Source organism: Kocuria subflava, from assembly GCF_012163155.1.
GTDB lineage: Bacteria > Actinomycetota > Actinomycetes > Actinomycetales > Micrococcaceae > Kocuria > Kocuria subflava.
In genome coordinates, this window is sequence record NZ_JAAVUN010000115.1 from 1 (window position 1) to 737 (window position 737).

Consider the following 737-nt stretch of genomic DNA (forward strand, 5'->3'; position numbering starts at 1 on the left):
GCGCGCACAGTGTCCACCACAACGAGGTACCCCCCACTGGTGGAGAACAAGACTCTGCGCGTCAGGTCTACGTCTGCGTAGCCCTGGTCAGCGACCGTGATGTCCCAGTGGCTGTCGGCCTCTTGATGGGCCAGGAGCGCCACGTCTGCGTTCCGGTCACGGTGCTCGTCCGGGAGATACACCAGGCTGTGACTGGAGTGCGCGATGACGTACTTCCGGATCGGGTCCTCGTGCGTGTAGGAGTACTTCCCTGGATCCGTGATCCAGTTGACTCCCCCGGCGGCGAATGTCAGGGATCCGCCGTCCGGGTGGCCATGGGCCTTGGAGCGTCCGAACGGCATCGGGAAGAACGTCTCCTCTGCCATGTCCCGTTCAAACTCCCCCCACCCACTGCGGCCGAAGGCATACCCGTCGCGGTAGAGCTTGAACAATTCCTGGGGTGGTTCTCCCTCGCTGCCCTGAGATGTCACATAGCGACATGCTGGGTGGTCCACACCGTCGGCCGAACCACCATCGGTGTCCCCGATCGGGACGAACAAGCCGTCGGGACGTGGCGCATGTGCAAGGGCCACTGGCGTGGCCTCCAGGGATTCGGCACCCGCCGGGTAATCCAGCCCGGCCAACTCCAGCCGAGCGAGCAGCCGCTGCCACCAGATGTAGTTGTTGCGGTGGTATGCGATGGCACCTTCTGCGTTGATGCCTTCTGCATCCCATTGTTCTCGTAAGAGTTGCCCGAT

General features: G+C 63.2%; 1 protein-coding gene. It reads right to left on the reverse strand.

What is annotated here, in order from left to right; genetic code table 11:
- The coding region (locus GTW58_RS13260; RefSeq protein WP_168023580.1) for a heparinase II/III domain-containing protein at positions 1–737 on the reverse strand (737 nt) is incomplete at both ends.